Raw genomic sequence first — 21608 nt, forward strand, 5'->3', positions numbered from 1 at the left:
TTTAATAAATAAACTCCAAAATAAACAAAATGACAGCAATCATAATAGAGGATGAGAAACCGGCTGCCCGTAGGTTAATGCGAATGCTGGAGCGGTTGGACGTGGAGGTTATGGAAACATTGCATTCTGTTGAAGATTCGAAAAAGTGGTTTTTGATGAATGACCATCCGGAGGTCGTTTTTCTGGATATTCAATTAAGTGATGGCCTTTCTTTTGAGATTTTTGAAAACATTGAAATTAAAAGTGCGGTAATATTCACTACTGCTTATGATGAATATGCCTTACGGGCTTTTAAATTAAACAGTTTAGACTATTTATTAAAGCCAATTGATGACCAGGAATTACAGGTTGCCGTTGATAAATATAAAAACCTTAAAAATCGTTTTGGGACAGAACAACCTGAATTGGTTCAATTGAATTTTGAGGATATAAAAAAATTACTGATTCATCCGCTGGATAGGGATTACAAAAAGCGGTTTACTGTAAAAGTTGGGCAACATTTTAAAATGATCCCATCTGAGGATATTTGTTGCTTTTTCAGTGAAAACAAGGGAACCTATTTACGTACGGATGAAGGCAGAAATTATCTTTTAGAAACCACTTTGGATGGCCTGGAGAACGAACTATGTCCTAAAACCTTTTTCAGGGTGAACCGGAAATTTTTTATAAATATCAATTATATTCTGGATATTATAACATATTCCAATTCCCGTCTCAAAATTAAATTAGAAAACCCGTTAACAGAGGACGACATCATTGTTGCAAGAGAACGGGTTAGAGATTTTAAACAATGGCTGGAATAAGTTTTATTACGCTAAAAAAAAGGAAAAACCCTCGTACTTGCGTACAAAGGTTTTTCCGTTTTTTAATAATTCACTTTAGCGGAATTAATAAACTTAACCTTCTTTTTGAATTTTAAATGTAATTTTAGCGGTAACACCGTAGGAAACTATAGCATTGTTTTCAACTTTTCCATTCATATCCTTAATATATACGGACACAATATTTTTTACACTTTTTGATGCTTCTTTCACAGCATTTTGTGCAGCATCGTCAAAACTTTTTGTAGAGGTTGCAATAACTTCGATAACTTTTACTATTGACATAATTTCAGTTTAAATTGGTTATACATTTTATTTCTTATTAAAGTACCAAAGAATTAACCAAAAGTCAAATGATTAACATAAGATTACAATTGAAATAAGATCAAACTATTTTCACTAAAGCTCAATTACCAAAAAAAAAGTTCACGAGATATACAAAAGAAGAAATATTCCATTATGAAGACATCCAGCCGGAACTTGATTGGGAATTACTCATTTTTGAATTTAAGCAAAAAAAAAAAGCTCCTTAGTTTCCCAAGGAGCTTAAAAAAGGGTGGAAGACCGGGTTCGAACCGGCGACCCTCGGTACCACAAACCGATGCTCTAACCAGCTGAGCTACAACCACCATTTATTCCGGATGCAAATGTATCTTTTTTCTTCATTTTCACAAAGAAAAAAGTAAAATTAAATTAGGTCAAAAATGGAATTAACTGCAGGATAGCGCTCTACCGTATAACCCTCGGCGTGTTCTGTACCTATTAATCGCCCAAGATCCCTCGCCCGGTAACTTATACTGTCAAAAAAGTTGTCGCTGGAGATGGGAGTTACGGGTTCTTTGCTCTCTTTATCAAAAAATTGTGTCTTATAAGCTCTAACCGAATCCAGTTTTTTATCCATATATCCTGTAATATCCACAACTATATCCGGAGAAAGATTTTTCCATTGAATATAGTGGTACACATGTTTGGGCCTCCAGGCAGCCTGGTTATTTTTTTCGTAAATGGTTTCAATTTTTGTTAAACCACTTAAAAAACAAGCGTCACTTACAAGTTTTGAACCTTTTCCATGATCTATATGCCTGTCATTTATCGCATTACATAGCACAATTTCAGGTCGGTATTTTCTAAGGATCTTTATAACCTCCAACTGGTGCGCAATATTATTCTCAAAAAATCCATCGCTAAATTCAAGATTATGGCGAATTTTAACCCCGAGTATCTTGGCAGCCTCAGCCGCTTCTTTATCCCTGATTTCAGCTGTTCCCCGGGTTCCAAGTTCCCCGCGGGTAAGATCCAGGATCCCAACTTTTTTACCTCTATCTACCTCTTTAGCTATTGTTCCTGAACAGCTAAGTTCTACATCATCAGGATGAGAACCTATTGCCAAAATATCTAATTTCATGTAATTGATTATTTTTATAATTTGCATCTATGGTTTTAAGCCACGAATGCACGAATATTTTTATTTTTCTATAGGAATTACCTCTTTTTTCTATCTTTCTACTTTCGAACTTTTAATTTTTTCCAACGCCTGCTCAATATCGGCTATCAAATCTTCCTTTTCCTCTATTCCAACTGAAAATCGCAACAAACCATCTTTGATTCCCTGATTTTCCCTGTTTTCCGGACTTAATAAAGCATGAGAGGTCAGTGTTGGAGATAAAATCGTGGATTCAACTCCGGCCAAACTCATAGAAGACTTTATCAGCTTTAATTTTTTCTGAAATAAGGAGGCATTTAAGCCCTCCTTTAATTCAAATGAAAGCATTCCACCAAAACCTTTCATCTGGGATTTTGCAAGTGCGTGATCCGGATGCGATTTAAGTCCGGGATAATAAACCTTTTCTATGTCGGCATGATTTTCCAGATATTTCGCCAGTTTTTTAGCGTTCTTATTTTGTGCTTTTACCCGCAATCCCATCGTTTTAATACTGCGTTCCAGAAGCCACACCGTATAATCGCTTAAACTGCCACCAAAATTCTTGGCCAGCTGAAAAATGGTATTGATGTGTTCTTCGGAAGAAATTACGGTGCCGGCAAGAATATCACTGTGCCCACCCATATATTTGGTTGCAGAATGAATCACGATATCAATTCCAAAATCAATCGGGTTTTGATTTACCGGAGATGCGAAGGTATTGTCTATCATACTAACCAATCCGTGCTCCTTTGCAATTTCCGCCACCATTTTAAGGTCGGTAATAGTAAGTAAAGGGTTGGAAGGGGTTTCTATATAAATAACTTTGGTGGTCTTTTTAATTTGATCTTTAAAACTTTCAGGTTGCAAGTCCTTTGTAAAGGAAAAATCGATCCCGAATTTCTCAAATTCTTCAACAACAAGATTACTTGTACCTCCATAAAGTGTGTTTTGAAGTACAACATGATCTCCTTTATGCAAAAACGCAAAAAGTGAAGTGCTTACAGCGGCCATTCCGCTTCCAAAGATCAATGCAGCTTCGCCGTGCTCTAAAGCAGCCATTTTTTGAGCTAAAGCAACCTGATTGGGCGTATTAAAATACCGAGGGTAGCGTTTTACCTCTACATCTTCAAAAGCATACGATGTCGACATATATAATGGGGATACAGCTCCCTTAAATTGTTCATCTTTCAATTCTCCGGAATGTGTGCAAACCGTGTTGATTCCTGGGTTTTTATGAGCCATAAGAGGTGTTGGGATTTATTTATTTTAATTTTGCCCTAATGTAAAAAGAAATATTTGAAAATATCGCTCTCTGTGGATTCTTAAAAGACAAATTAAAATAGAAGTCCTGTTTAATCTTCTGTAATTCAAAACCAGAAAATCTATAAATCAATTTGCTGGAAAGGAATAAATATCCAAGATTTCATTTAAATTTCTCCAAAATAAGAAGGGAGTACAACACAGAACAAAAGCCAAGGCTGGAACTAAATTTTATGTTTTATACTGGAAAACAGCAGCACTTTTTCAGAAGTTAAATTTGGTTAAAGTGGCATTTTTAGGGTACCAAACACTGCATTTATTGTAATTTTAAAAAAAATATTGATATGAGTAATGTAAAAGCATACGCAGCAAAATCTGCAACCAGGGATCTTGAACCATTTGAACTTGATCGACGGGAACCAACTGCAGAGGATGTTGAAATTGAAATTCTTTACTGTGGAGTTTGCCACAGTGATATACACACGGTTAAAAATGATTGGAAGAATGCTAAATATCCATCTGTTCCCGGACACGAAATAATAGGACGGGTTACCAAAACCGGAGAAAATGCAACAAATTTTAAAGAAGGCCAACTTGTTGGAGTAGGCTGTATGGTCGATTCCTGTCAAACATGCAGCGCATGTAAGGATAATTTGGAGCAATATTGTGAGAACGGAGCAACGTTTACCTACAACAGTGAGGATAAACATTTAGGTGGACATACCTTCGGTGGATATTCCGAAAAAGTGGTGGTTGACAAGAAATTCGTTTTAAACATTCCTGAAAATCTGGATGTTAAAGCAGTAGCGCCGCTTCTTTGTGCCGGGATAACCACCTGGTCGCCTCTGCAACAATGGAATGTGAAGAAAGGAGATAAAGTTGGGGTTATAGGATTAGGAGGACTTGGTCATATGGGCGTGAAGCTTGCCAATGCAATGGGAGCTCATGTTGTAATGATAACAACTTCGGCATCAAAAACTGAAGATGCCAAGGATCTTGGTGCCCATGAGGTTTTAATCTCCAAAGATCAGAAGCAAATGGCTCAGCATCAAAATTCCTTCGATTTTCTTTTGAATACAATTCCTGTAGGCCATGATGTCAACCCTTATATAAGTTTGCTAAAAAGAGATGCTACGATGGTTTTGGTTGGCGCAATTGAACCTTTGGATCCAATCCACGGTGGCGGACTGGTAGGAGGACGAAAACGCTTAGCGGGATCTTTGATTGGAGGAATAAAAGAAACCCAGGAAATGCTGGACTTCTGTGGGGAACATAATATTGTTTCAGATGTGGAAATGATCGATATTCAGAACATTAACAATGCCTATGACCGCATGATTAAATCGGATGTAAAATACCGGTTCGTGATCGATATGAAATCTTTGAAAAACAATCAGTAGATAGATAGAACCTAACGTGAAATTTTTACGTAATAGGTTTTGAAATATTTTAAAAAGCAGTTGGAATCAATTCCAACTGCTTTTTTTGTTTAGAATATTTTCTGCCATATCTGATATTTAAAAAAATGATGGAAATAATCCTGAGCTTTTAGGTAAAGTCGATTTTCTTAAACAGGACTAAGGTTTTATCCTTCAAAAAATTTATTTCAGAACAACTTTTTTATCTTTACCTGTTCATTGAAATCTATAAAATTACGTTCTCCAAAAATTATAGCTTTCCGGGGAGCCATAAAAAAATACTAAATGAGATCATTATTTATAAATATCAGGGAGTTAGTTCAGATAAGGGATTCTTCCGTAGAAAAAGTTTCAGGATCTGAAATGAAGGAATTGCCCAAAATTTCCAATGCCTGGCTATTTTTTGAGAACGATAAAATTTCAGATTTCGGAAAAATGGAAGATCTGTCGGAGATTCAGGTAGATCAAACCATCGACCTTACCGGAAAAATTGTGCTTCCCTCCTGGTGCGATTCGCATACCCACCTGGTTTATGCCGGAAACAGGGAACAGGAGTTTGTAGACCGAATAAACGGGCTTACCTATGAAGAGATCGCAAATCGTGGCGGTGGTATCCTGAACTCTGCCAAAACCCTGAATGAAACTTCAGAAGAAGAATTGTACGAACAATCTGCCGCCAGGCTTGAAGAGGTTATCAAACTTGGAACAGGTGCAATTGAAATAAAATCAGGCTACGGACTTACCAAAGAAGGGGAGTTAAAAATGCTTCGGGTAATCAAAAAATTAAAAAATAATTTTAGTTTGCCTGTAAAAGCTACATTTTTAGGAGCACACGCATTACCTTCAGAATACAAAGACCGAAAAGAGGAATATCTTGATATGGTTATTACCGAGATATTACCTGTAATTGCAAAAGAAAATCTTGCAGAATATATCGATATTTTTTGTGAAAAAGGTTATTTCAGCGTGGAGGATACCAACAGGCTTATGAAAGCCGGACAAAAATATGGATTGCAACCAAAAATCCACGTAAATCAGTTCAACGCCATTGGAGGTGTACAAGCGGGAGTCACTCATAATGCCATAAGTGTGGATCATCTTGAGATCATGACTCCGCAGGATATTAAAAGTTTAACAGGCACACCAACTATGCCTGTTGCACTTCCCGGTTGCTCCTTATTTCTAAGTATTCCATACACCCCGGCAAGGGAAATCATGGAAGCCGGTTTACCCCTGGCCCTCGCTACCGATTTCAATCCTGGTAGTTCTCCCAGCGGAAATATGAATCTTGTGGTTTCCCTGGCGTGTATTAAAATGAAAATGACTCCGGAAGAAGCTATCAATGCAGCTACAATAAATGCGGCTTATGCAATGGGTTTAAGCAAGACGCACGGAAGTATTTCCAAAGGTAAAAAAGCAAATTTTATAGTTACTAAAAATATTCCCTCCTATGCTTATTTGCCATATGCTTTTGGCACTAATGCAATAGAGGATGTTTACATCAATGGAAAATCGGTGAATTAATGGAAGGATTTAAATTATACAATCACAAAACTATCGCCAACCTTATTTCCGGACGGGAAGGAGAAACCAGGTTTGGAGATGAATTAAGTTTTATAAGGGATTTTAATGAGTTGGAGGATTCCAAATCCAGGTATGTGTTGTTCGGAATCCCAGAGGATATTGGAATTCGGGGAAATTCAGGAAAACCAGGCGCTTCCAAAGCCTGGGATGCCTGTTTAAAATCCCTGCTAAACATTCAGGCAAATCAATACACCAATCCGGAAAGCGTGCTTTTACTGGGAGAAATTGATTGTAAAGAGTTAATGTCTAAAGCAGCAAATTTTGATCGGGAAGATCCTAATTATTTCGTGAAACTTGGTGAGCTTGCTTCCAAATTGGATGTTATCGTGAGCGATGTGGTGGCGCGAATAATTTCAGCAGGAAAAATCGCGATTATCGTGGGTGGCGGACACAACAATGCCTACGGAAATATAAAAGGAGCATTTAAAGCGCTGGCCAAACCTGTGAATATTTTGAATATCGATGCGCATACCGATCTCCGAAAAACCGATTATCGCCACAGCGGGAACGGCTTCAGTTTTGCCCGAAAAGAAAATATCCTTGGGAAATACCGTGTTTTTGGATTACACCAAAATTATACCCCCGATTATATTTTCAAAGAAATAATACAGTCTCCTAATGATCATTTCAGGCTTTTTGAACATCTTACTTTAAAATCTTCAGAATCCATCATTAAAGCATTCCGGGAAGAGCTGGATTTCACCGCTCAGGAAGATTTTGGATTGGAACTGGATTGTGATGCGATCAAGGATTTTCCAAGCAGCGCGCAGTCTCCAACAGGTTTTCCTATAAATATGGTAAGGAATTTTATTAAAATCGCTTCCGAGGAAAAAAATATCCGCTATCTTCATATCTGTGAAGCTGCACCACAAGAGAATCAAAATTTTGATACAGGAAAAGCGCTTAGCTATTTTATAACAGATTTTATAAACCCGGCCTGATGAGCAAAAATTTACAAATTTTTGTAGAATATGCTTCCACTCTTATTGAGGTTATTGGCATTTTAATCATTGGTTTAGGTGCATTTTGGGCTTTAGGCCGATATTTGTTTAAAAAGCAGGGAGAACCTTACCGATCTTTCAAGATCATACGGGAAGAACTGGGGAAAGCTATACTTTTAGGACTTGAATTTCTTGTAGCTGCAGATATTATTGCAACGGTAGTTTTTGAAACTACAACTAAAAGTATCTTAAATTTAGGTTTGATCGTTTTAATCAGAATCATTTTAAGTTTTACCCTGGAAATTGAAATTGAAGGCAAATTTCCCTGGAAGCAAAAACCTCATAAAACTACAGGTAAAGAATGAATATAGAAATTATTCCTTTTTCATCCCAGTTCGCCCGGGATTTTCAGGAACTCAACCTGGCCTGGCTAAAAAAATATTTCTGGGTGGAAGACCACGATCGGGAAGTGCTTGGTAATCCTGAAAAATATATTATTGAACCCGGCGGAAATATCTTTTTCGCGAAAGAGGATGAGCATATTATTGGCACTGTGGCATTGATGAAGATAGAAGATGGGATCTTTGAACTCACCAAAATGGCAGTTACTCCTGAAGCTCAGGGTAAAAAGATCGGACAAAAACTGATGGAGCATACCCTGAAGTATGCCAAAGAGAAAGGCTGGAAATCGGTTATTATCTACTCTAACCGAAAACTTGAAAATGCAATCTATATCTACCAAAAATACGGATTTCAGGAAATCCCTATAGAAGAAAATAATCCCTATGCCCGGGGAGATATCAAGATGAAACTGGAGTTATAAAAACAAAATTCAACCTCAAAGCCCTTAATTATAGGCTTTGAGGTTGAATTTGAATTTTTTAATACCTGATGCATTATTCCTTTGATAATTTCTGAAAAACCCCGTTTGTCCAGCCAAAACCGTCCTGAGTGGGATACTCTCCTCCCCCACTTTCTTTAGACAGATCTTCTACATTGTATTTTTCCAGTAATTTATAGGTGTCTTTATAAACCTGCTTATTCAAATTGAGCCATCTTTCCTTAATTTCTCCAGCTAAATCATTTTGATCATAATTTCTCAAGCCTGAAATTGTGATCGATTGCAACGGGGCCCAACCGTTTGGAGCATCCCATTGCTGATCTGTGTTGTAAGGGGTGGTAACTACGCCCCCCGGCTTAAGGAACATTTCCTTTATTTTTTGGGTAACTTTTTCAGCCTGCTCATTATCGGCTAATTCAAAAAATAAAGGATATACTCCCGCTAAAGAATATACCGGCGTACTTTCCCTTTTTATAAAGTTATAATCCATAAAAAATTCCTTTTCATCATCCCAAAGATAATTTTGGATTGCATTTTTTCGGGTTAAAGCTTTTTGCTGAAAAATTTCGGAATTTTTAGAATCATTCTTTAATTTATAAGCTTTAGAAATAGTCTCTTCCAGGTGAAAGAGCAAAGAATTAAGATCTACAGGAATTATATCGGTAGTATGAATGGTAGAAAGCTTGAACCCATCTTCCTTATCCTCTGTTAACCACCGGCTGGAAAAATCCCAGCCGGACTCTGCGCCGGCTCTTAAATTCCTGTAAACCTCTTCCCTTTTTAAATTTGGAAATTCGATGATAGCAAGGGTAGCAGTTTCCACATCTTCCCTGTAACTTTCAGGTCTTGGGGTATTCTTTTCGTCCCAATATCTATTGAGGATGGTTCCATCCTCCAATCTAACAACTCTTTTAATAGAATTATTTGAAGGATTAAGAGATTCAGAACCCGTCATCCAGAAATCATATTCCTTTAAAAGCGTTTCAAGGTAAGAAGTATAGACTGAATCTGATTTTGATTCTGCCAATACATCCACCATCAATGAATAAAATGGAGGTTGTGACCTGCTTAAGTAATACGTTCTATTTCCGTTGGGAATAAAACCAAACTCATTGATAAGGTGAGAGAAATTATCTACCATATTTTGGATAATCGCTATTTCCCCGTCTTCCTGAAGTCCCAACATCGTAAAATAGCTATCCCAGTAATAGATCTCCCGAAATCTTCCTCCCGGAACTATATAAGGATGAGGCAAAGGGAGCAGGGTTCCTGAAACCTCCTTATCGGCCGGTCGTTTTAATACATCCCAAAGTTTGGTAATATGTTCATTGATGGATGAAGAATCTGTTTTGTAAACCGATTCCTGTTCCGGAACTGTAAAATTTTTATAAACAAATTTAGAAATATTATTAGCTGACTTACTCTCAAGTTTAGCATAGTCATTTCTTATTTTTGCAACATCATATAATGGAACAGCATCTACAAAAGTTTTGCTGTCCTCAAAAACATCCTTATTGGTTTGCACGGCAAAGAATAATTCCCCGTAAAGTTCTTCAGGAGGAAAGATCTGGGCTTCCCTGGATTCTGGCTTTGTAAGCGTAGCGCAACTTGATAGAAAAAGCAGCGATAAAGAAAGAATTGTGTTGCTGAAATTTGATTGCTTCATAAATATGAATTATCTGAAATTAGTATTGGAAGAATAGCTCCCGCCAAATGTTAAATATAAATGATTAATTAGGAAAGTTTTACTTCTGGTCTAATTTTATTAAATAGAATGAATTGTAAACCACTCCCTTGAATCATTAAATTAAGTATAATTTCTTAAAAAATTCTTAATCTATTGTTCCCTCCGTATTTTGACTTGTAACTTTATCAAAAAAAAATGAAAAACTTATTGAGTATTTTAAGCTTGGTACTCATTTTTACTGGTTGTAAGAACGAGAAGGGAGAAAATCAGGAAATTGTTGCCACCCAGGAAACCATGGAAACTGAAGCTGTTACTGTAGACATTCCTATTGATCCAATTACACATGGTACCGCGATCATTAATTGGGGAGATGCGGTTATTTATTTGGACCCCACGGGTGGTGCCAAAGCATTCGAAGGAAAATCAAATCCGGATTTTGTATTGATCACCGATATTCATGGAGATCATATGGACGCAAAAACATTGGCTGCCCTGGAACTGGGTGACATCAAAATTTTAGCACCTCAGTCTGTTAAAGACCAACTTCCAAAAGAACTTGGAGACAAGATTTCTGTAATTAACAATGATGAAAACCAACAATTTATGGAATTCAGCATAACAGCAATTCCAATGTATAATTTACCGGAGGCGGCTGATGCCTTCCATCCAAAAGGTCGTGGAAATGGCTACATCCTAGAAAAAGACGGAAAACGACTTTATATTTCAGGAGATACAGAAGATATTCCTGAAATGCGCAGTTTAAAGAATATCGATATGGCACTTGTTGCGATGAACCTTCCTTATACCATGACCTTAGATCAGGCTGCAGAAGCCGTACTGGCATTTCAGCCAAAACAGGTTTATCCCTTTCATTATCGCGGTGGTGATGGTTTATCCGATGTTGAAAAATTCAAGGAACTGGTGAATCAAAAAAATCCAAATATTGAAGTGGTGCTTTTAGATTGGTATCCCGAAATGAACTAAGCAATTATCGGGAATTTAAATCTTAAGAAATTTACACATAAAAAAAACGCCCAAAAAAGGCGTTTTTTTTATTTCAAGCAAAATATAAATTACTTCATCAGTTTTACTTTCACTGCATTTAATCCCTTCTGACCTCTTTCGGTTTCAAAAGTAACTTTATCATTTTCAGAAACTGAATCTTCAAGACTGTTTATATGAACAAAGATACTTTCCTGACTATCGTGATCTTTAATAAAACCATAACCTTTAGAATCATTGAAAAAAGTAATAGTTCCTTTTCTCATTGGATCTTCCGGTTCAACATCTTCTTTCTTGGAAGTACTAATTGCAATATCTTCAGTATTTATTACTGTTTTCTTCTTTGTTGGATCCGGAGGAGTTGATGTAAGATTTCCGTCTTCATCTACATAGGCATACATATCTTCAAGGCTTTGCCCCTTTTCAGAATTTGCTTTGCGCTCTTCCTTCTTCAAAAGCTTATCCTTCTTTTTCTTTAACTTCTTTTTTTCTTTTTCTTTTTTATTAGACGTTTCTTGTGATCTACCCATAATTTGATTTTAATTTTTAACTTGTGCTCAATTATAACCTGGTCTTTAGTTCTTTTTTTACCAGTTAAAATTGCGTCATAATTTAAGCATTTTTTTTAATTTATTTTTATTATTTGAATTTTAATTTGAAAAATATTTTTGGGATTAACTGGCAAAAAGGGGTTTCCCTTTCATCATATTTTCCACCTCATTTTTCACTTCTTCCAGCTTGGCTTCATCTTCAAAATTTGTGATCACGCTATCTATTAGATCAACTATTTTGGCCATATCCTCTTCTTTTAAGCCTCGTGTAGTAACAGCTGGAGTCCCAATACGTATCCCTGAAGTCACAAAAGGAGATTTATCATCAAACGGAACCATATTCTTATTTACGGTAATTTCAGATTTTCCAAGGGCTTCTTCGGCTTGTTTCCCAGTGATGTTTTTATTCCGAAGATCTATTAACATCATATGGTTATCCGTTCCGCCGGAGATCACGTGGTAATCTTTGTCCATAAATGCTTTTGCCAGGGCTTTTGCGTTTTTCTTTACCCGCACTGTATAATGTAGAAAATCATCGGTTAAAGCTTCTCCAAAAGCAATTGCTTTTGCGGCGATTATGTGTTCCAATGGTCCACCCTGATTTCCCGGAAAAACAGCGCTATCTAAAAGCGAAGACATTTTTTTAGGATTGCCATTCTTAAGTTTCAACCCAAAAGGATTATCAAAATCTGTGCCCATCATTATTATTCCACCTCTTGGACCTCGAAGGGTTTTGTGAGTTGTAGAAGTTACCACGTGACAATGCGGTAAAGGATCTCCCAACAAACCTTTTGCGATAAGTCCCGCAGGGTGTGCAATATCTGCAAAGAGAATAGCTCCTATACTATCGGCGATTTCACGGAATCTTTTATAATCGATTTCTCTTGAGTACGCAGAAGCACCGGCGATGATCATTTTAGGTTTTTCCCGTTCTGCAATCTCGGCAACGGCATCCATGTCTATTAAACCGGTTTTTTCATCTACTCCGTAAAATACAGGCTCATACAATCTTCCTGAAAAATTCACCGGAGAACCATGAGTCAAATGTCCACCATGCGACAGATCAAATCCTAGAAATTTATCACCGGGATTTAAACAGGCATGAAAAACAGCAGTATTTGCCTGAGATCCGGAATGTGGTTGCACGTTGGCGTATTCTGCATTAAAAAGCTCCTTTAAACGTTCAATGGCAAGGGTTTCAACCTTGTCTACCACTTCACAGCCGCCATAATATCTTTTCCCCGGGTAGCCTTCAGCATACTTATTTGTTAAAACAGATCCTGCCGCTTCCAGCACCTGGTCACTTACAAAATTCTCACTTGCTATTAATTCCAAACCGTTTATTTGTCGGTTTTTTTCCTGGTTTATCAAATCGAAAATTTGTGTATCTCGTTGCATAAAAAAATTTTACGTTAAATATTCATCAAAAGTAATAATTACAATCGGTTAATGCATGGAAAATAATATATTTGAAGCAAGTAGATTTAAGAATAAAACAAAATATATATGCCTATTACAGCAAATGATCCTAAAAGAAAAACCTGGCTGGATATTCCCGAAGAAACAGATTTCCCTATACAGAACATACCTTTCGGGGTGTTTTTAACAAGGGACGATATTATTACTATCGGCACAAGAATTGGCGATTATGCCATAGATCTTGGAGCTTTACATCAATTGGGTTATTTTGAAGGTATTCCTTTAACCGATGATATTTTTCTTCAGGATACCCTGAACGATTTTATTTCCGACGGAAAAAAAACCTGGCGTTTGGTAAGAAACCGAATCGCCGATATTTTTGATTCAAAAAATTCAAAATTAAAAGATAATCAGGAAGATAGAAATACCGTATTATTTACTCTGGATGAAATTGAAATGCAATTGCCTATACAAGTTGGGGATTACACCGATTTTTACTCCAGCAAGGAACATGCAACCAATGTGGGAACGATGTTCCGGGATCCTGAAAATGCGCTTTTACCAAACTGGCTGCATATTCCTGTAGGATATCACGGTAGAAGTTCTTCTATAATCCCAAGTGGGATACCTGTTCACAGGCCTCAGGGACAAATTTTACCCGCCGGGGCAGATGAACCTATCCTAGCTCCTTCAAAATTGGTAGATTTTGAATTGGAAATGGCCTTTATCACTACCGATGCAAATCCACTGGGAGAACCTATTCCTATTGAAGAGGCAGAAGATTATATCTTTGGGCTGGTACTTTTCAATGACTGGAGCGCACGGGATATCCAAAAATGGGAATACGTACCCTTGGGCCCGTTTTTAGCAAAAAACTTCGCTTCCTCGGTTTCGCCGTGGATCGTAACGCTGGATGCCCTGGAACCCTTTAGAACCGAAAGTCCGAAACCTGAAAAGAAACTGCTACCGTACCTTCAGTCTAAAGGGAAAAAAAGTTTTGATATTAACCTACAGGTAGCTTTACAGCCTGAAAATTCAGAAGAAACTGTATTGGCCAATTCCAATTTCAAATATATGTATTGGAATATGAGTCAGCAACTGGCGCATCATACCGTGAATGGGTGTAATGTTCTTTCAGGAGATATGATGGGATCGGGAACAATTTCCGGGCCTACTCCCGATTCTTATGGATCCATGCTGGAACTTTCCTGGAAAGGATCGAAACCTGTCAAATTAAATGACGGCAGTGAACGTAAATTTATAGAAGATAACGACACGGTTATTATGCGCGGTTATTGCAAGAAAAAAGACCGAAGAATAGGTTTTGGAGAAATTAGAACAAAATTGCTTCCTGTTTACCAGCCTAAAAAGAAATAAGCTATTTTAAACTATAAAAAAAGCCGGCAGAATTAAATATTTTGGTGGCTTTAATTGAAAAAAAACCCAACAGGTCTTCTAGACCTCGTTAGGTTTAAATTTGAAAGCCATCAGAATTAATTATTCTGGTGGTTTTAATTTTTCTGAATATTAAAATCGTTTAAAGAATAAATTTCAGGAATAACCTTAATCTATCGCCTTGATTAAACTTTCTGCCTGTATCGCACTGTGTGAGGCATCATAAACCGACTTTCCGCCCTTTATAAGAATGATTTGAGGACTTTCATGAGGCACATTGAATTTGGAGGCGATCCTGTTGGAAACTTCCCTGTTGCTAATAAGGTCCAGAAAATACAATTTTACTTTCCCTGCTTCAGCATCAAACTCTTTTTCAAATTGACGTAACACCATCCTGCTTATCCCGCAACTTGTAGAGTGTTTCAGGATCGCAACAGGCTGCGAATATGAATCCTCAACAATTTTTTCTAAAGTCTCAAAACTTGAAAGGTTATTCCAGGGAAAAGGATTCGATTTTTCCGCTGTTTTATTAGGTTCACTTTTAAATATTTTATCAAATAATCCCATATCATTTTATTTTCGGCGCAAATTACGGTTTCAAAAAGAATTCCTTTCACAGCAAATTATTAAAATTTACCTAAGAGAATATTTAGACTGCTAATAAAGCCCTAACTTTAATAGAACAAATTAAATCCAGCCATTTTGTCTGTGTTTTTCCTATATTAACACGCCAAAATTGCAGGTTATTTTCGCTGGTACATGCTTTGCTAAATGAAATGAAATTAAAACAAACTTCAACATCATGAATTTCAATAATTTTACAATAAAATCCCAGGAGGCAATCCAGCAAGCGCAACAACTTGCTCAGGAATTTGGCCATCAACAAATAGAAAACGAGCATATTTTTAAAGCCATCACAACGGTAGATGAGAATGTAGCTCCTTTTTTATTGAAGAAATTAAATATCAATGTGAATTTGTTCAATCAAATTCTGGATAATACGCTTACAAGTTTTCCCAAGGTAAGCGGCGGAGAGCTTATGTTATCCCGGGAAGCTTCAAAAACCTTGAATGAAGCGAGCAGCATTGCCAAAAAAATGAAGGATGAATTCGTATCTATAGAACATTTGATTCTTGCGATATTTAAATCCTCCAGCAAGATCGCGCAGATATTAAAAGATCAGGGTGCTACAGAAAAAGGTTTGCTGGCAGCTATTGAGGAATTGCGAAAAGGAGATCGTGTAACCTCACAAAGTGCTGAAGAGACCTATAACTCCCTGAACAAATACGCCAAAAATCTCAACAAAATGGCGGAAGAGGGAAAGCTGGATCCTGTAATTGGAAGAGGCGAAGAGATTAGAAGGGTTTTGCAGATTCTTTCACGAAGAACCAAAAACAACCCAATGCTGGTTGGAGAACCCGGTGTGGGTAAAACAGCTATTGCAGAAGGCCTGGCCCATCGTATTATCGCCGGTGATATCCCTGAAAACCTAAAGGATAAACAAATTTATTCCCTGGATATGGGAGCTCTAATAGCAGGTGCAAAATATAAAGGTGAATTTGAGGAAAGATTAAAAGCTGTTATCAAGGAAGTAACCGAAAGCGAAGGCGATATTGTGCTTTTTATTGATGAAATTCACACCCTTGTTGGTGCCGGAGGCGGACAAGGTGCAATGGATGCCGCCAATATTTTAAAACCTGCACTGGCACGTGGAGAATTGCGGGCAATAGGAGCAACGACTTTGGATGAATATCAAAAATATTTTGAGAAGGATAAGGCATTGGAAAGGCGTTTCCAAAAGATAATTGTAGATGAACCCGATACAGAAAGTGCTATCTCAATTTTACGCGGGATCAAGGAAAAATATGAAACTCACCACAAAGTAAGGATCAAAGATGAGGCAATTATTGGAGCTGTAGAACTATCACAGCGGTACATTACGAACCGTTTTCTGCCCGATAAAGCCATAGATCTTATGGACGAGGCTGCATCGAAACTGCGAATGGAAATAAATTCAAAACCAGAAGAATTGGATGTTTTGGACAGAAAAGTTACCCAGCTGGAAATAGAGATCGAGGCTATAAAAAGGGAAAAAGACGAGGTTAAATTAAAATCGCTAAGCGCAGACCTTGCTAATTTAAAAGAGGAACGCAATGAATTAAATGCACGTTGGAAAAATGAAAAGGAAGTAGTAGATAATATCCAAACTGCAAAATCTGATATCGAACATTTTAAGCTGGAAGCAGAAAAAGCCGAGCGCGAAGGTGATTACGGAAAAGTGGCGGAAATACGTTACGGAAAAATAAAAGAAGCTCAGGAGCAACTTGAAAGTTTACAAAAGCAATTGGATGAGAATAAAGACAGCCATACCCTTATCAAGGAAGAAGTTACCTATGAGGATATCGCAGAAGTGGTTGCCAAATGGACCGGGGTTCCGGTTACCAAAATGATCCAGAGTGAACGTGAAAAATTATTGAAACTGGAAGATGAGCTCCATAAAAGAGTGGTAGGACAGGAAGAAGCTATTGAAGCGGTGAGCGATGCGGTAAGAAGAAGTCGTGCCGGACTTCAGGATCAGAAGAAACCAATAGGGACTTTCTTGTTCCTGGGAACTACGGGAGTTGGGAAAACTGAACTGGCCAAAGCCCTGGCCGAATATCTTTTTGATGATGAAGCTGCCATGACCAGGATCGATATGAGCGAATATCAGGAACGTCATTCGGTGAGCAGGCTTGTGGGAGCACCTCCGGGATATATTGGTTACGAAGAAGGCGGGCAATTAACAGAAGCCGTGCGAAGAAAGCCTTATTCTGTGATTTTGCTGGACGAGATCGAAAAAGCCCATCCGGACACATTCAATATCCTTTTACAGGTGCTGGATGAAGGAAGGCTTACCGATAACAAAGGACGACTTGCCGATTTTAAGAATACCATTATCATTATGACTTCCAATATGGGCTCGCAAATAATTCAGGAGAAATTTGAAGCAGTCCTGGATGCGGAAACAGCTATAGAAGCGGCTAAAACCGAAGTGCTCGCCCTGCTTAAACAAAGTGTTCGACCGGAATTTATCAATAGAATAGATGATATTGTGATGTTCACTCCACTTTCGACTAAACATATCCACCAAATTGTGGGTCTCCAATTAAAAGGTGTTAAAAAAATGCTTTTAAAACAGGGAATTACCCTGGATGCAACTGAAGAAGCTATTAACTTTTTAGCTAAACGTGGATTTGATCCGCAATTTGGTGCCAGACCGGTAAAAAGGGTCATACAACGTGAAGTCCTGAATAAGCTTTCCAAGGAAATCCTTTCAGGAAAAGTGCATACAGAAAGCATTATTCTGCTGGATGAATTTGATAATAACCTGGTTTTTAGAAATCAGGAATCTCTGGCAACGAAGGAATAAGTAAAAATATAGCTAATCAAAAACCTCGGGCAACCCCACCAGGTATGAGAAAATACTTTTAAAAATTCGAGGCAAGTCCCGGAGAATTAAACCCCCAATGAGATTAAAAAAAGCGGCTGCTCAAATAATTGAGCAGCCGCTTAAATTCATGATAAATCAATTACCATTTGTCGATTTCACGTTGCAATTCTTCTTTCGACTTTCCTGTCTTTTCCTGTAAACGCCCCATCATTTCATCGAATTTTCCTTCAGAATAAGTAACATCATCATCGGTCAATTTTCCATATTTCTGTTTAAATTCACCTTTGATTTGTTTCCATTTTCCTTCTAACTGATCATTATTCATAATTTTTATTTTTAGTTCATTAATATTTTTAAATGTAATATTTGAGGTCTAAGTATTCTCTCAATAAATCCCTATTTTTATCTTAAGGAATTGTTATTTTTACAGATTTATCAAAATTTATGAAAAAAACCATCCTTTTATTATTATTTGTAGTAGTTGCCGCCTCCTGTGGTACAACAAAAAATATTGATTCCGGGAATATTGAACTCACTTTTTTGGATGATTTTATCATTCCGGAAAACTTAGAAATTGATGGAACCAAAGTAGGTGGCCTTTCTGGAATAGAATATAATGATGGAACCTATTATTTGGTTTGTGACCATCCTGGAAATCCAAGATTTTATAAGGCGGATATTAAAATAAATCAGAAAAAAATCGATACCGTAATAATCTCCGAAGTGATTGAGCTGGACAGAACTTCCGGATTTTTTAAGAATAACACTTTAGATCTTGAAGCCATCCGTTATAACGTTAAAAAAAACGAACTCGTCCTAAGCAGTGAAGGCTCCATAAACAAGGGAAAAGATCCCTCAATTTTTCATATAACCCCAAATGGGGAATTTATATCAAATTATTCCCTACCCGATTATTTTTTAGCTTCCGGAGATCAAAAACCTAGAAATAATGGTGTTTTTGAAGGTTTGGCTGAAAGTTTTGATGAATCCGGTTATTGGGTTGGAATGGAACTCCCCCTGGAAAAAGACGGCTCTAAACCAAAATTATTTCCAACTAAATCCCCTGTACGAATTACCCATTTTAATCAAGAAAACGGAACACCTACCCGGCAATTCGTGATGCAACTGGAAAATATCACGAAAATTCCCTGGTTGTATTTTGCCGTAAATGGATTGACTGAAATTTTGGAGTATGCACCAAACCGGTTACTGGTGTTGGAAAGGGCTTTCTCTGCCGGACATGGGACTAATGGCAATACTGTTAGGATCTTTGACGTTGATGCCAGAAATGCCAGCAATACCCTGAACTTCGAGAATTTAAGAAAAAAGGATTATACCGCAGCAACGAAAAAACTGGTTTTCGATTTTAAATCTGTAAAAAAGCAATTAAAAGAAAATACCATCGACAATCTTGAAGGAATGACTTTTGGGCCGGATCTTCCCAATGGAAACAAGACTTTACTTTTGATATCCGATGATAATTTTAGCAGTCTTGGAAAACAAATCAGTCAAATAATATTGATGGAAGTAGCGATTAACTTTAATGTTTTTTAAATATTCAGAAATTATGAAAAAATTGGTTCTATTGATATCAGTTTTAATGGCCATCGCCTGTAACTCCAATAAATCCGAATCTTCAGCAGAAATCAACTCCGAAAAAATGACACAGTATTATTTCATTCGACATACCGAAAAGGATACCACAAACCCAACAGATAAAGATCCTCTTTTAACCGAACAGGGAATCATGCGCGGAGAAAACTGGGCAAAAGTTTTTAAGGAAATCTCTTTTGATCTTATCTACAGTTCAGATTATAAACGCACAAAATCAACCGCTCAAATCATAGCCGAATCTCAAAAAAAGGAATTTCAGCTGTACAGTTCAAAAAAGTTGAATGACGGGGATTTTCAGAAAAATACAAAAGGTAAAACCGTATTGGTTGTTGGACACAGTAATTCCAATCCAAAATTCGTGAATTATATACTGGGGTTAGAAAAATATGAAGAGCTTTCCGAAGAAGATTATGGAAGTCTTTTTATAGTAAATGTTTCTCCGGATGGCACAAAATCTTCACAGGTGCTGAATATTGATTAAGCTTCGGCAGGGATTCTTCATCAAATAAACGACCTTGACATGTCATTCTGTAGCGAAGTGAAGAATCCTGCGCTCTCATTGGACGCATCATGTTTGAAAGGCAATAAACATAAAACATTTCAAACAGATCATCCTAGGATCAGATTATTCCAAACATCACAACATCACTTCATCACAGCATCACTCCGTCACAGCATCACACCATCACAGCATTACTTCATCACTTCATCACACCATCAAAAGATTCTTCCTCGCCCGAAAGCTCGTTCAGATTAACAAAGCAAGAAGGGCTGCTCGATCCAAAAATTAATTTTTTTATCACAATTTCATTTACGGTATCTTTACAGGCTAATTACAGCTTATGTTATTTGAAGACTTACCATTATCCAAAGCGATTTTACAGGGAATAGCCGAAATAGGCCATCTCACTCCTACTCCAATTCAGGAAAAAGTGATCCCTGAGATTCTTAGAAGGAATGATGTTATAGCCGGTGCCCAGACAGGAACCGGAAAAACCGGCGCTTTTGCTATCCCTCTTTTGAATCTTTTGCATAAAAAGGTTGGAGAATCCACAGATGCAAAAACTTTGTCAGTCCTAATAATAAGTCCTACAAGGGAACTTGCTGTTCAAATTGAGGAAAATATACTGGCGTACGCAAAATTTACCAATGTAAAATCGGGAGTGGTTTTTGGCGGTGCATCTATGCAACCCCAAATCAATCTTTTAAAGAAAGGATTGCACATTTTGGTGGCTACTCCGGGACGATTGCTGGATCTTAGAAAACAAGGTTATATCAACCTGGATGAAATTAAGGTGTTGGTGCTTGATGAAGCCGATCTTATGTTGGACATGGGATTTATAGATGAAGTTCAAAAGATCATTCGTCTATCACCAAATCTGGAGCAACGATTGATGTTTTCTGCAACTATCCCTGCTAAGGTTCAGGATCTGGCAAAAAATTTACTGAAGGATCCTGAAAAGATTGAACTCACCCCAAATTCATCGGCAGCACCAGAGGTGAAACAGCTTTTATACCTGGTCCCAAAACCGGATAAAACCGAGCTGATGTTATTTGTGATGCGGAATGTAATAAAAGAAAAATCAGTTTTAATTTTCAGAAGAACGAAATACGGAGTAGAAAAAGCTTTGGAGTCCCTTACTAAAAATGGATTTAGAGCCAATGCCCTGCACGGCGATATGAGCCAAAGCGACCGCTCATCGGCGCTGAATTCGTTTAAAAACAAGGAGATAAATATCCTCGTTGCAACCGATCTTGCAGCCCGCGGACTGGATATAGATTTACTGGATTACGTGATAAATTTCGATATCCCGAGTATGCCGGAAACTTATGTGCATCGAATTGGAAGGACTGGTCGCGCTGGAAATGTGGGAACTTCCATCTCTTTTTGCAGTGCCGATGAGAAAAAATACATCCAATTTATTGAAACATTGATCGGTACCAAAATCCCGGTTGTTGATGAAAATCCGTATCCGATGGATAAGGATGCCAAACCTCAGGTTCATAAAAAGAAGGGGAGCAAACATAAGCCAGGAAGAAAAGGAAGCGGGTCCAAGGCCAATAAAAAGAGGTGGTACTAAAGAAATTCTATCAGTCAATTTATTTATTTGAGGCAAGCCCTCCTGAATGATTCGGGCAGGCCTCGGGAAAATTAAACCCTCAATGAGGGATCAAAAACAAACAACTCCGGAAATTCCGGAGTTTTTTGTTTAAATAATTCA

Annotated in this window: 20 protein-coding genes and 1 tRNA gene; 12 read left to right on the forward strand and 9 right to left on the reverse strand. The window is 37.5% G+C overall.

Annotated elements, in window-relative coordinates:
- Nucleotides 1-29 precede the first annotated feature (29 nt).
- Nucleotides 30-803 (forward strand): LytR/AlgR family response regulator transcription factor, encoded by a 774-nt coding sequence (locus ACKGJN_RS08130; protein WP_409538976.1) that lies wholly within the window; start codon nucleotides 30-32, stop codon nucleotides 801-803.
- A gap of 93 nt (nucleotides 804-896) precedes the next feature.
- On the opposite strand, the gene ACKGJN_RS08135 is transcribed toward ACKGJN_RS08130, so the two are convergent.
- The 4 genes from ACKGJN_RS08135 to ACKGJN_RS08150 all read right to left on the reverse strand — a co-directional run bounded on the left by ACKGJN_RS08135 (nucleotide 897) and on the right by ACKGJN_RS08150 (nucleotide 3486).
- Nucleotides 897-1106, reverse strand: coding sequence for a dodecin family protein (locus ACKGJN_RS08135; protein WP_409538977.1), 210 nt, complete (start codon nucleotides 1104-1106; stop codon nucleotides 897-899).
- A gap of 269 nt (nucleotides 1107-1375) precedes the next feature.
- Nucleotides 1376-1451, reverse strand: a tRNA-His gene (locus ACKGJN_RS08140).
- Between the two features lie 58 nt (nucleotides 1452-1509).
- On the reverse strand, nucleotides 1510-2226 hold the full coding sequence (bshB1, locus tag ACKGJN_RS08145) for a bacillithiol biosynthesis deacetylase BshB1 (RefSeq protein WP_409538978.1): 717 nt from the start codon (nucleotides 2224-2226) through the stop codon (nucleotides 1510-1512).
- A 90-nt stretch (nucleotides 2227-2316) separates the two neighbouring features.
- A complete protein-coding gene (locus tag ACKGJN_RS08150) occupies nucleotides 2317-3486 on the reverse strand; it encodes a trans-sulfuration enzyme family protein (RefSeq protein ID WP_409538979.1) in 1170 nt (389 codons plus the stop codon).
- A gap of 362 nt (nucleotides 3487-3848) precedes the next feature.
- On the opposite strand from ACKGJN_RS08150, the gene ACKGJN_RS08155 reads away from it, so the two are divergent.
- The 5 genes from ACKGJN_RS08155 (at nucleotide 3849) to ACKGJN_RS08175 (ending at nucleotide 8270) form a co-directional block, all read left to right on the forward strand.
- Nucleotides 3849-4904 (forward strand): NAD(P)-dependent alcohol dehydrogenase, encoded by a 1056-nt coding sequence (locus ACKGJN_RS08155; RefSeq protein ID WP_409538980.1) that lies wholly within the window; start codon nucleotides 3849-3851, stop codon nucleotides 4902-4904.
- 303 nt (nucleotides 4905-5207) lie between these two features.
- A complete protein-coding gene (gene hutI / locus ACKGJN_RS08160; RefSeq protein WP_409538981.1) occupies nucleotides 5208-6446 on the forward strand; it encodes an imidazolonepropionase in 1239 nt (412 codons plus the stop codon).
- Nucleotides 6446-7447: a formimidoylglutamase gene (locus tag ACKGJN_RS08165; protein WP_409538982.1), complete on the forward strand. Its 1002-nt coding sequence runs from the start codon at nucleotides 6446-6448 to the stop codon at nucleotides 7445-7447. Before hutI ends, ACKGJN_RS08165 begins: the two co-directional genes overlap by 1 nt.
- Nucleotides 7447-7812 carry a DUF1622 domain-containing protein gene (locus tag ACKGJN_RS08170; protein ID WP_409538983.1) on the forward strand — a complete coding sequence of 122 codons (366 nt, stop codon included), beginning with the start codon at nucleotides 7447-7449 and terminating at the stop codon, nucleotides 7810-7812. The genes ACKGJN_RS08165 and ACKGJN_RS08170 overlap by 1 nt, the downstream gene beginning before the upstream one ends.
- On the forward strand, nucleotides 7809-8270 hold the full coding sequence (locus ACKGJN_RS08175) for a GNAT family N-acetyltransferase (protein WP_409538984.1): 462 nt from the start codon (nucleotides 7809-7811) through the stop codon (nucleotides 8268-8270). The genes ACKGJN_RS08170 and ACKGJN_RS08175 overlap by 4 nt, the downstream gene beginning before the upstream one ends.
- Before the next feature lie 73 nt (nucleotides 8271-8343).
- Here the strand turns inward: ACKGJN_RS08175 and treF are convergent, their stop codons facing one another.
- Nucleotides 8344-9954 (reverse strand): alpha,alpha-trehalase TreF, encoded by a 1611-nt coding sequence (gene treF, locus ACKGJN_RS08180; protein ID WP_409538985.1) that lies wholly within the window; start codon nucleotides 9952-9954, stop codon nucleotides 8344-8346.
- Nucleotides 9955-10170: 216 nt separating this feature from the next.
- Here treF and ACKGJN_RS08185 point away from each other — a divergent pair, with 216 nt between their 5' ends.
- Nucleotides 10171-10959 (forward strand): MBL fold metallo-hydrolase, encoded by a 789-nt coding sequence (locus ACKGJN_RS08185; RefSeq protein ID WP_409538986.1) that lies wholly within the window; start codon nucleotides 10171-10173, stop codon nucleotides 10957-10959.
- Nucleotides 10960-11048: 89 nt separating this feature from the next.
- On the opposite strand, the gene ACKGJN_RS08190 is transcribed toward ACKGJN_RS08185, so the two are convergent.
- Both ACKGJN_RS08190 and glyA read right to left on the reverse strand, forming a co-directional pair.
- Nucleotides 11049-11507: a cold-shock protein gene (locus ACKGJN_RS08190; protein WP_409538987.1), complete on the reverse strand. Its 459-nt coding sequence runs from the start codon at nucleotides 11505-11507 to the stop codon at nucleotides 11049-11051.
- Nucleotides 11508-11651: 144 nt separating this feature from the next.
- A complete protein-coding gene (gene glyA, locus ACKGJN_RS08195) occupies nucleotides 11652-12926 on the reverse strand; it encodes a serine hydroxymethyltransferase (RefSeq protein WP_409538988.1) in 1275 nt (424 codons plus the stop codon).
- Nucleotides 12927-13034: 108 nt separating this feature from the next.
- On the opposite strand from glyA, the gene fahA reads away from it, so the two are divergent.
- The gene (gene fahA / locus ACKGJN_RS08200) at nucleotides 13035-14324 is read left to right on the forward strand and encodes a fumarylacetoacetase (RefSeq protein WP_409538989.1); all 1290 of its coding nucleotides are present in this window, start codon (nucleotides 13035-13037) and stop codon (nucleotides 14322-14324) included.
- A 186-nt stretch (nucleotides 14325-14510) separates the two neighbouring features.
- Here the strand turns inward: fahA and ytxJ are convergent, their stop codons facing one another.
- On the reverse strand, nucleotides 14511-14909 hold the full coding sequence (gene ytxJ, locus ACKGJN_RS08205; RefSeq protein ID WP_409538990.1) for a bacillithiol system redox-active protein YtxJ: 399 nt from the start codon (nucleotides 14907-14909) through the stop codon (nucleotides 14511-14513).
- A gap of 235 nt (nucleotides 14910-15144) precedes the next feature.
- Between ytxJ and clpB the strand changes: the two genes are divergently transcribed.
- On the forward strand, nucleotides 15145-17751 hold the full coding sequence (clpB, locus tag ACKGJN_RS08210) for an ATP-dependent chaperone ClpB (RefSeq protein ID WP_409538991.1): 2607 nt from the start codon (nucleotides 15145-15147) through the stop codon (nucleotides 17749-17751).
- Nucleotides 17752-17911: 160 nt separating this feature from the next.
- On the opposite strand, the gene ACKGJN_RS08215 is transcribed toward clpB, so the two are convergent.
- Complete coding sequence (locus ACKGJN_RS08215; protein WP_409538992.1) at nucleotides 17912-18097, reverse strand: CsbD family protein; 186 nt, start codon at nucleotides 18095-18097, stop codon at nucleotides 17912-17914.
- A 119-nt stretch (nucleotides 18098-18216) separates the two neighbouring features.
- On the opposite strand from ACKGJN_RS08215, the gene ACKGJN_RS08220 reads away from it, so the two are divergent.
- The 3 genes from ACKGJN_RS08220 to ACKGJN_RS08230 all read left to right on the forward strand — a co-directional run bounded on the left by ACKGJN_RS08220 (nucleotide 18217) and on the right by ACKGJN_RS08230 (nucleotide 21467).
- Nucleotides 18217-19326, forward strand: a complete 1110-nt coding sequence (locus ACKGJN_RS08220; protein ID WP_409538993.1) for an esterase-like activity of phytase family protein — start codon at nucleotides 18217-18219, stop codon at nucleotides 19324-19326.
- 13 nt (nucleotides 19327-19339) lie between these two features.
- The gene (locus ACKGJN_RS08225; RefSeq protein ID WP_409538994.1) at nucleotides 19340-19867 is read left to right on the forward strand and encodes a phosphoglycerate mutase family protein; all 528 of its coding nucleotides are present in this window, start codon (nucleotides 19340-19342) and stop codon (nucleotides 19865-19867) included.
- Between the two features lie 361 nt (nucleotides 19868-20228).
- Nucleotides 20229-21467 (forward strand): DEAD/DEAH box helicase, encoded by a 1239-nt coding sequence (locus ACKGJN_RS08230; RefSeq protein WP_409538995.1) that lies wholly within the window; start codon nucleotides 20229-20231, stop codon nucleotides 21465-21467.
- Nucleotides 21468-21608: the final 141 nt, after the last annotated feature.

This window comes from Gillisia xinjiangensis (genome assembly GCF_046298265.1).
In the GTDB taxonomy this organism is placed as follows: domain Bacteria; phylum Bacteroidota; class Bacteroidia; order Flavobacteriales; family Flavobacteriaceae; genus Gillisia; species Gillisia xinjiangensis.

Bases quoted from the DNA above. Each gene is read 5' to 3' on its own strand.
- ACKGJN_RS08130 (WP_409538976.1), top strand. From the start codon at position 30: ATGACAGCAATCATAATAGAGGATGAGAAACCGGCTGCCCGTAGGTTA.
- ACKGJN_RS08135 (WP_409538977.1), bottom strand. From the start codon at position 1,106: ATGTCAATAGTAAAAGTTATCGAAGTTATTGCAACCTCTACAAAAAGT.
- bshB1 (WP_409538978.1), bottom strand. From the start codon at position 2,226: ATGAAATTAGATATTTTGGCAATAGGTTCTCATCCTGATGATGTAGAA.
- ACKGJN_RS08150 (WP_409538979.1), bottom strand. From the start codon at position 3,486: ATGGCTCATAAAAACCCAGGAATCAACACGGTTTGCACACATTCCGGA.
- ACKGJN_RS08155 (WP_409538980.1), top strand. From the start codon at position 3,849: ATGAGTAATGTAAAAGCATACGCAGCAAAATCTGCAACCAGGGATCTT.
- hutI (WP_409538981.1), top strand. From the start codon at position 5,208: ATGAGATCATTATTTATAAATATCAGGGAGTTAGTTCAGATAAGGGAT.
- ACKGJN_RS08165 (WP_409538982.1), top strand. From the start codon at position 6,446: ATGGAAGGATTTAAATTATACAATCACAAAACTATCGCCAACCTTATT.
- ACKGJN_RS08170 (WP_409538983.1), top strand. From the start codon at position 7,447: ATGAGCAAAAATTTACAAATTTTTGTAGAATATGCTTCCACTCTTATT.
- ACKGJN_RS08175 (WP_409538984.1), top strand. From the start codon at position 7,809: ATGAATATAGAAATTATTCCTTTTTCATCCCAGTTCGCCCGGGATTTT.
- treF (WP_409538985.1), bottom strand. From the start codon at position 9,954: ATGAAGCAATCAAATTTCAGCAACACAATTCTTTCTTTATCGCTGCTT.
- ACKGJN_RS08185 (WP_409538986.1), top strand. From the start codon at position 10,171: ATGAAAAACTTATTGAGTATTTTAAGCTTGGTACTCATTTTTACTGGT.
- ACKGJN_RS08190 (WP_409538987.1), bottom strand. From the start codon at position 11,507: ATGGGTAGATCACAAGAAACGTCTAATAAAAAAGAAAAAGAAAAAAAG.
- glyA (WP_409538988.1), bottom strand. From the start codon at position 12,926: ATGCAACGAGATACACAAATTTTCGATTTGATAAACCAGGAAAAAAAC.
- fahA (WP_409538989.1), top strand. From the start codon at position 13,035: ATGCCTATTACAGCAAATGATCCTAAAAGAAAAACCTGGCTGGATATT.
- ytxJ (WP_409538990.1), bottom strand. From the start codon at position 14,909: ATGGGATTATTTGATAAAATATTTAAAAGTGAACCTAATAAAACAGCG.
- clpB (WP_409538991.1), top strand. From the start codon at position 15,145: ATGAATTTCAATAATTTTACAATAAAATCCCAGGAGGCAATCCAGCAA.
- ACKGJN_RS08215 (WP_409538992.1), bottom strand. From the start codon at position 18,097: ATGAATAATGATCAGTTAGAAGGAAAATGGAAACAAATCAAAGGTGAA.
- ACKGJN_RS08220 (WP_409538993.1), top strand. From the start codon at position 18,217: ATGAAAAAAACCATCCTTTTATTATTATTTGTAGTAGTTGCCGCCTCC.
- ACKGJN_RS08225 (WP_409538994.1), top strand. From the start codon at position 19,340: ATGAAAAAATTGGTTCTATTGATATCAGTTTTAATGGCCATCGCCTGT.
- ACKGJN_RS08230 (WP_409538995.1), top strand. From the start codon at position 20,229: ATGTTATTTGAAGACTTACCATTATCCAAAGCGATTTTACAGGGAATA.